This is a genomic window from Rothia sp. HMSC065G12 (assembly GCF_001811455.1).
Taxonomy (GTDB): Bacteria; Actinomycetota; Actinomycetes; order Actinomycetales; family Micrococcaceae; genus Rothia; species Rothia dentocariosa.
In genome coordinates this window covers 69,612-77,791 of the sequence record NZ_KV804819.1, presented here as the reverse complement: position 1 = coordinate 77,791, position 8,180 = coordinate 69,612, and the positions used below count along the sequence as shown (strand labels likewise).

The following is an 8,180-nucleotide window of genomic DNA, read 5'->3' as shown; positions in this document are numbered from 1 at the left end:
GGAGAAGACGAAAAACCCTCAGTTCTAGAAGGAGTTGGCCTAGAAACAGCGCATGAACTCAACACCGAGCCAGCAACAAAACCCCAACCACCAGTAAACATTAATCGACGAGATAATCCGCCCATCATACTCCCCTTCATCGCAGCAAAATCAGCCAGGCAACAACCCAAACCCTATACAATAGAGTAATACACTGACCAAAATACCCAGAGAGCCAAACACCCATGAACTCCACACACCTGCCCACACGCAGAACCATTCTCACCCTCGGACTCAGTATTTCTGGGACGTTCATGTTAAGTTCGTGTGCCCGGCCAGAAGGTAGGACTTCTCAGTACGAGTATAGTGAGGTATATCCGACCCCTTCACAGACCTTTGAACAAAACCGTGGAGCAGACTACAGCGGCACCATACAGCTAGGAACATATGAAAAGCACGGGAAATACGTTCCTGGAACCCAAGAACACAAGGCGCAAAACGTTCCTAAACCTCTCCAACCCCATTACATCAATGAATACAGCAGCGACGGAATGTATGCTTTCCTCGCCTATTGGGTTGAGTCCGTCAACTATGCATATCTTACTGGTGACATTAAACCACTAAGCCAAGTCACCGATGCAACCGCGACTATTCCTTCAGCGGTTCTTGATCTATATCAGAAAAATACAGGATGGGTTATAGGACCACAACATATTTTTACCATCGAACTTTCAACACCAGGATCGCATGACGTTACCCTAGAATCACCTGACCGTATATGGCAAAGTATTATCAATATTTCCTCGGAGGCTCAAGTATACGACTCCACCAATAATTCCACGCAGTCTTTCCTGAAAGTTATTGACAGGGTAGAGAAGGAGGAAGTTAACGCCAGACTCAGGTATCTTGATGGTCACTGGAACCTCGTTAAAGAAGACGGGTCAATCAACCAGAGAAAACCACTTTAATATTTTTTTAGGACACGGTATAAATGCTGTGATATGCAGTATCTAACCGCCATTTACCCTCCACATACGCAATCTGCAGCTGCATCTCACCCGAACGTAACCCCAGAGCCTCAGCTAAAGGACGACTCCCCTTCGTGTCCGCATAAAACACCAGGGCATCAGCATCTACTTTTAAACGAGCAGACCACGTAAACACCTTCGAATTCTCCAACGTTTCTGCAGGATGCGGTTCCAACAACTCACCTTTTAACGGTGACTGATCCTGACTAATCACCCACCCAGTCTCATCCTCATACAGCTTCACAATATCAGGACGAGCCGTCTTCAACTCAGGATCAATAACCTTCAAAGGCTCTGCCTCCCCTGTGAGCAACAGATAATTCAGAGCAGAAACCCAGAGACCAACTGCACTGTAAATATTTGATACATAATAGTCCTGAAAAGTTTGATGAGGGCGCGGTATAGGTGTACTGATGGCAGGATGCTCTACAGTTCCTGCTTCGAACTTTCCCACAGTTTGATAATCACCAAACTTCACTACTCCAGAGTAGTCTTTACTATTCCAAAAAGGCTCAGGAGCATGAGACTGCGTATAAGGAGAGTTTTTATCACGTCCACGCGGAAGAGAACATGAACTCAACAACCCACTAAAAGCTACCCCCATGCACAGCTTACATAACGAGCGTCGAGGGTAAATGGCCATAACATACCTCCATAGTTTGTATGTTTCCTATTATCTCAACATTCCTTTCCGAGCTTCTGTCGCACCCCTACTAATGGAATTTTCATTCACTGTATTTGTGCCAGTATAGAGATAAGTTTCAGATTTATCATACTTTCCAGAATCTACAGCTACTTCAGGAGAGTTACTATGTTTACCAATATATTTCTGCGCACCTTCCTCATATTCGCTCATCTCATGATGAGCCATAGGGTTCAAGCTAGAAGAATCAGAATTGACTATAACCTGATTACCTATTGGATGAAAAAATGGATTTGACACCGAATATGGAGTAAGCGCAGGAACTGGATCACCCACATGGCTTACTTGAGTTAGATCGAATTGGTGCGGAAGACTTTTATCTTGGGATTCTAGATTATTAAGAGGAGCACCGTAGGTTACCACATTGCTTATATGGTATTTTTTATTAAATTCTTCATTATTCGCCAGACTGTATGCAACAGCTCCGCCTTGAGAATGCCCCACCATGACGACTTGTGCATCAGCTGGAACTTCCGCATCCTTTAGAGCTTTATCTACCATACGCGCATAAGGAGACATATTATCGATTGATACAGATGTACCGTCTCCGGGAGTACCCAGGTTAGAGCCTATACTACCTAACTCTCCCTTTTTACCTCCAAAATCTGTACCAGATATGTAAACATAAACAACTTTCTTTTGAGTAGCTTGATCTGTATATATATCCAATTGAACCCCTGAGTATCCTCGATCTTCTTTCTCTTCTAACGCCTTCACGTAATCGGCTGACTCTACTTCACGCATACGAGAAGCAATCTCCTTAATATCTTTAGGGGGAGATTTTGGAGCTTCAGATATATGTGGAATTCCTTCTTGATTCTCTGCCTTGGTCACATTCAAATCTTCAATATCAGGGTGTTCCCGCCTATGGTACATGTTATTGGCATTCCTAATACCAGCACCAAAAGCAACCATATAATCACTTAAAGAGGGTACAGAATTTTTATCTCTGAAAATTAAAGAAATAATATATCCATTCATAAAATCTTGACTATACTCGCTACCTTTATTATAAAGATAAATAAAAGCAATGACAGGCAAAAACTCAACTTTCAGGGCAGTTAAAGCATTTGTAAGATTCCAAGCTAGAATACGATAAGCAGCATTAGTAAAACCTTCCCACATATTTTCAAAGGATAGTTTGAATATTTTATCAGCTGATCTTATATCTATACCATATAGCTTAGACATTACATACGGCATAACAGGTGCATGCTCCTTCAGCTTCTTCAGTTCTTCAACTGAGACAGGTGAGAGTCCCCACGGGTCGATGAGCCCTACGGGGTTGTTGCCGACCAGAGAATATTCGTTCCCTACCCAGCCAGTGCCGGGAATTGCCGGAAGTGGGTCACGCGAGAGGAACGAAGCCGTCGACCCATCCACCATCCGGTGTCCCAGAACGTTTACCCCTGCAATCCCGATACCACCAGCACGCGGCACAGAAATCAGAGACAGCGCATCCGGCATCATAGATGTCTGAGCTGGTGAAGGCGCGCTACTCTGAGGGCTATAGACGCTAAACGGATCGAGTGAACCCGTTCCCGGTGCCAGCATGGGAATCGAGAACTCACGGTCTTGGGGCAACGAAACGCCCAGAGCGCTATCGGCAATACCTTCGGGAAGCTTAGCAGCGGGCGCGGATCCCACGCCCATAAGCGCGGGCACATCCAAAAGATCATCCCACACCACCGGAACCGATACACCATCTGCGCCTGTCACCTGGTAAATCTCGCCCTCATAGGAAGCTGCCGCAGAAATAGTACCCTCAGCAGCCGCAGCATTCGCACGCGACACAGCTGCCAGATACCCGGAAGGGTTGAAATCTACGTCTATCTGAGAGCCGTCAGAGGTACGCTCACCCGTGCGGTGACCGTTAGCATCGTAGGTAAACACACGAACCTGAGATAGTGAAAGCTCGATAGGTTCTGTTGGCGTATTGTCTAATGGCAAAGCGCCCAAGGTGAAAGCCTGAGGATGCTCTAGACCGTGCTGCTTTAGGAAATCATCAGCATGCGCGATCTCATCAGAAGAAACATCGAGAGTATACGTACAAACGTTGTGAAGCTGAGCCGCAGCGTCATAGGTGAAAAGGCGCACACGGGCAGAGACAACCTGTAAAAGCCCAGGATTTTCTGCATTTTCTGGTTCGACGAGCGCGTATACTTCACGTTCCAGCGTGCCTGCGCTCCCCCAGTTCCAGGTCATGTATTCGTTTCCACGGCGGGCACTCACCAGCTGCCCAGAACCATCATAGGAGTACATGACTAACCCAGCAGGAGAATCGACACCAATAATGCGCCCTTCACTATCCCGCATAATCTGAGCATGGCTGTAAACATCGCCTGAAGATGCAGACTCTTCGGAATACTCCGTGATCAGACCGTCCGTGTAGTTCCAGCGGCGAACAATATCTCCCACCCGAGCACGTACTAGGTTGTTAACGGCATCATAGGCAAAGGACGCGGTTTCTCCCTGAAGGTAGTCACCCGTCGATACCAGGTTTCCGGCATTATCGTAGGTGTAACTCTGCATGCCATAGGGACTAATCAAACCCGTGCGGTAGCCATCGGCATCATAGATATACACTAGCTCATATGTTCCTTCCGAGAGGAAGGTCTGAGAAATATCAGCAACCGAGGTTTCGGAGGACAGCACCGATTCACCGACTCCGTGACGAACGCTGACCACGCGATCCAGGCGGTCACGGTGAGTACGGGTCACCCAAGGTTTTTGACCCGAGTTTTTACCGCCAACTGCGGTCCAGTCCCGCACGGTGATGCTTCGTCCGCGCAGGTTGCGGGCAATCTGTGCCATCAGCTCACCGTCAACGCGGTATGCCGTCACCTCGCCGTTTGCATCATACTCCCACACATGAACCCTGTGGTCAGGGTTAGTCTTTGAAACTAGGCGCGAAGCACCATCGTAGGAGTACTTTGTCACGGCACCTACGGGATCAACTCGGCGTACCATATTGCCCAGAACATCATATTCGTAGCTGGTAATGGCGCCTGCTGGGTCCATCATCGATACTACATTCCCGGCTTCGTCATAGGTGTAATGGGTACGTCCGCCTACGCCGTTAATCATGGTGATAACCTGACCTGCGGCGTCATAAACGAAGGAGCGGGTACCGTACTTACCATCACGGATACTTGTTACGCGCCCGGCGGCATCATAGGTATAGTGCGTCGGAAGCTGCGAACCACCCACCACACTGATAATACGGCTGGCACGGTCGTACGTCATGCGTTCTACAGTTCCATCCGCAAATTTACGTGCTACCGGGCGCGAATCGGCATCATACTCCAGCTCGGTGGTATTCCCGTTTCCATCGGTCATAGACGCAAGCCGCCCCGCTCGATCGTAGGCGTAGGTTTTGACTCGCCCTGCGGGAGATACTTCACGCACAAGCTGATGCGCGCGGTTATATTCGTACCGCGTCAGGCCGCCTTCGGCATCAAGAATTTCAACCGGGTTACCCACGACATCATAGACAATGCGCTCTTCACCAGATGCCGCACGCTCTTGAACGGTTTCCGTGGGTGAGGGGATTTCCTCGCGTGCCACCGGGCGTCCTAGCTGATCAAGCTTCACCCGTATTGCTGTACCTGAACCGTCATGCTGCGTCACCGTGCGGTGGGTACGATTGGCGATATTTTTCACCTGCACACCGGTCGGATCGATCGTGCTGGTAAGCGTACTTGCCGCGTCGTAAGTACGTTTCCAGGAACCGCCAGCGGGGTCGACGGTTTCCACCAGACGTGCCAACCCGTCATAGATATAGGTAAAGGTTCTATCGCCGGGCAGGGTTTCCGAACTCATATTTCCGTAGAGGTCGAAAGTACGTGTGGTAATGCGCTCAAGCGCATCGCGAAGCTGAACCACATCGCCGCTGGCACCGTATGTGTACTCTTGACGCGCGCCCAGGGGGTCAACGGCAGCAGTCAGGCGAGCGCCTTCAGCGTACTCAAATTTCCAGAGAGCACCCGTGGGGTCTTCATAGCAGATCAGGTTACCTGCGTTATCGTAGGTTAGAGTCGTGCGATAACCGAGTGGTGTTGTTACAGCCGTTAGCTGGCCTGAAGGAGTGTACTCCAGACGTGTGGTCTCGCCCAGATCATTACTCATAGTGACCGGCTGCCCAAACTTGTCGTAGGTGAAGTTCACCCCTACACCTTCAGGATTTTCAGTTCGGATCAGCATTCCCTGATTCCAGGTGAATGTGGTGGTGTTGCCTTGGGCATCAGTCACGGCAGACGGATAGCGATCCTCAGGACTGGCATAGGTGAAGGTCTGGGTTGCAAGGACCTGCGGTGTACTATCTTCCGTTCCCTCCCCGTTCAGGTGGGCAATGTACGTTTCGTAGCGTTTCCGCTGGTCCACCTCAAAAGTAGAGATGATTTGAGAGGTCACCCGGTCAAATTCATCGTAAGTAGTGAGCGTTTCTGCGCCTTCGGCGGTGATCTCGCGAATCTGCCGACCACGCTCATCGTAGTACCTGTGTATGCGGCTCCCATCGCGTTCCGTTACGAGACGGCGGTTACCGAAGGTGTCGTAGGAGAAGGTAGTACGGCCGCCTTCAGCATCATGCAGGGCAACCAGGCGACCGTATTCATCGCTAACCCACACGTTTGCATCGGTGCCGTCAGTATTGGCAATATCGGTGATGCCGTGGTTCAGATAGGAGTACCGCACGGTACGCCCGTAGTGGGTGAGCTGCTGAATTATACGGGCTCGTTCATCATAGGAGTTAGTAACCTCGACGGTACCATCTGCTGTGATAACACGGTAAATCAGATTATTCTTATCATGCTCGTATGTACGGGTACCTCGCGCAGTATTTACACCCGTGAGATGTCCAGCAGTTCGTTCTGCAAGACCTCCGTACATATATTCAGCATGCTCACCAGTAGAAGTGGTTGCGTAAGCAACGCGCCCATCACGGTATTGAATCTTAATATGTCGTCCAAGTTCGTGTATAAGCTGAACTATTTGATCTTCGCTGTTACGCAAAGCAGCAATTGTAGTTCCTGGGCCAGTAGTTGCACCAAGCCAGGTACCGCTCGGGGAGAAATAGGTTCGGGTTCCCTGATTATCTTGGGCACAGTAGAGCACACCGACATGTTGCTCTGTGGTATTCAGAATGAATTCAAGCGTGGAGTCAATGTCATGATGTTCTTCAAGACTTATACGCTCAAGCCATTGCGCTTCTCACTGAGCTCGGGCAAACCCTTCACCCTGCCGTGCATAGAAGATATGCCGCCCATCAGGAAGAATACGGGTTGCGCCTTCGTCCTCAAAAAATAGTTTTACGTCCAGATTCGATGACCAACCAGGACCAAAAACACCAGTATCCATAGAGTCATCGAGCAAGGCGACGCTGTTGTACATGCGGGTTAGAGCACAGGATGATGCAAGACCGGAATACTCAAGGTCAATCTCCGGTTCGATAAAGTTACCCGTCGCCACATTAACAGGGTCGTTTGCGAAACCACTTGAAGGCGTTTTACCCGTCACCATAGGTGCTGGAATCGTTAGGTCGGCGCGGTTATTACGTATACCTTTAAGATCTAAGCTGTTTTGCAACGCCGCGTCCGAGAGGGTAACAAACTCGCCAGCAGCTCCAGCCTTTTTAAATTCGTTCGCAATAGTATTTGCCCACCGATGATCTTGGCGGTTCTCTTCATTCCATGTCTCAAATGCTTTTATAAAGTCTTCGCAGTCAACGCTCCCCCACTGACTTCCAGCAGAAAATTCCGCAGCTTTATTACGGATTTCACTAGGAAAATGACTAAGCCCAGCGACAAGGCTCTCAGTTTGCATAGCGCTTATCATCAATCTGGAAGGTCGGAGCGAAGATACCGACATACCCTGTTCTGTATTCTCTCCTATACGAGGAAACTCACGTGAAGGCTGTCTTACGACCTCAATATGAACATTGGGAGGAATAATTTCATCTACTGGCGGGGCAAATCCCCAAAACTCATCCCAGCTTTTATGAAGCCCCCACCAGTCATCCTCATACTCGCGTGCCTTCTGGCGGTTTCTTCGTTCATCATAAGCAGATCTATCAATTTGTTTAATAGACCGTTCTAGCTGCTCCAGGTAGCTGATAATAGCGTTTCCACCCTCAACAGCTATCTCCATATTCCGCCGGTAAACTTCAGCGAAATACCCTCTGAAATCTTTAAGTGCTTCATCAGCAGTTCTACGCAGATCAGGTAGCAGAAATTTAAGCTCTCGCAAGGCTCTCTGACATATATCTGCGAATAAGGAAGCTGCAGAATGATCAAATATAAGGGGATTATGGTTCGCGTATCCGATTTCGGTTCTCTGTGGTTGTTCATCGCTCATGGCATGCATCCTCAATTTTATTAAGTCACGGAAGCTCAATGGTGTTCATGTAATTGACACCTATAAGAATACCTTGAAGAACGTAAATTATCGTGAATTTCTTCAATACTCCTTGA

At 48.8% G+C, this 8,180-nt stretch carries 5 protein-coding genes; 2 read left to right on the top strand and 3 right to left on the bottom strand.

Annotated features, from left to right (window positions below; genetic code table 11):
* Together HMPREF2804_RS11205 and HMPREF2804_RS10015 are read left to right on the top strand one after the other, a co-directional pair.
* Positions 1–189: hypothetical protein (locus tag HMPREF2804_RS11205; protein ID WP_210399320.1), on the top strand; the 189-nt coding region annotated here is incomplete at its 5' end.
* 35 nt (positions 190–224) lie between these two features.
* Positions 225–947: a DUF6318 family protein gene (locus HMPREF2804_RS10015; RefSeq protein ID WP_070628205.1), complete on the top strand. Its 723-nt coding sequence runs from the start codon at positions 225–227 to the stop codon at positions 945–947.
* Positions 948–954: 7 nt separating this feature from the next.
* Here HMPREF2804_RS10015 and HMPREF2804_RS10010 read toward each other — a convergent pair whose 3' ends face one another.
* From HMPREF2804_RS10010 to HMPREF2804_RS10000, 3 genes are all read right to left on the bottom strand, one after another.
* Positions 955–1,650: a DUF6318 family protein gene (locus HMPREF2804_RS10010; protein ID WP_239664655.1), complete on the bottom strand. Its 696-nt coding sequence runs from the start codon at positions 1,648–1,650 to the stop codon at positions 955–957.
* Positions 1,651–1,680: 30 nt separating this feature from the next.
* Complete coding sequence (locus HMPREF2804_RS10005; protein WP_048754096.1) at positions 1,681–6,825, bottom strand: lipase family protein; 5,145 nt, start codon at positions 6,823–6,825, stop codon at positions 1,681–1,683.
* A gap of 96 nt (positions 6,826–6,921) precedes the next feature.
* Positions 6,922–8,064 carry a DUF6531 domain-containing protein gene (locus tag HMPREF2804_RS10000; protein ID WP_141750945.1) on the bottom strand — a complete coding sequence of 381 codons (1,143 nt, stop codon included), beginning with the start codon at positions 8,062–8,064 and terminating at the stop codon, positions 6,922–6,924.
* Between the last annotated feature and the right edge of the window lie 116 nt (positions 8,065–8,180).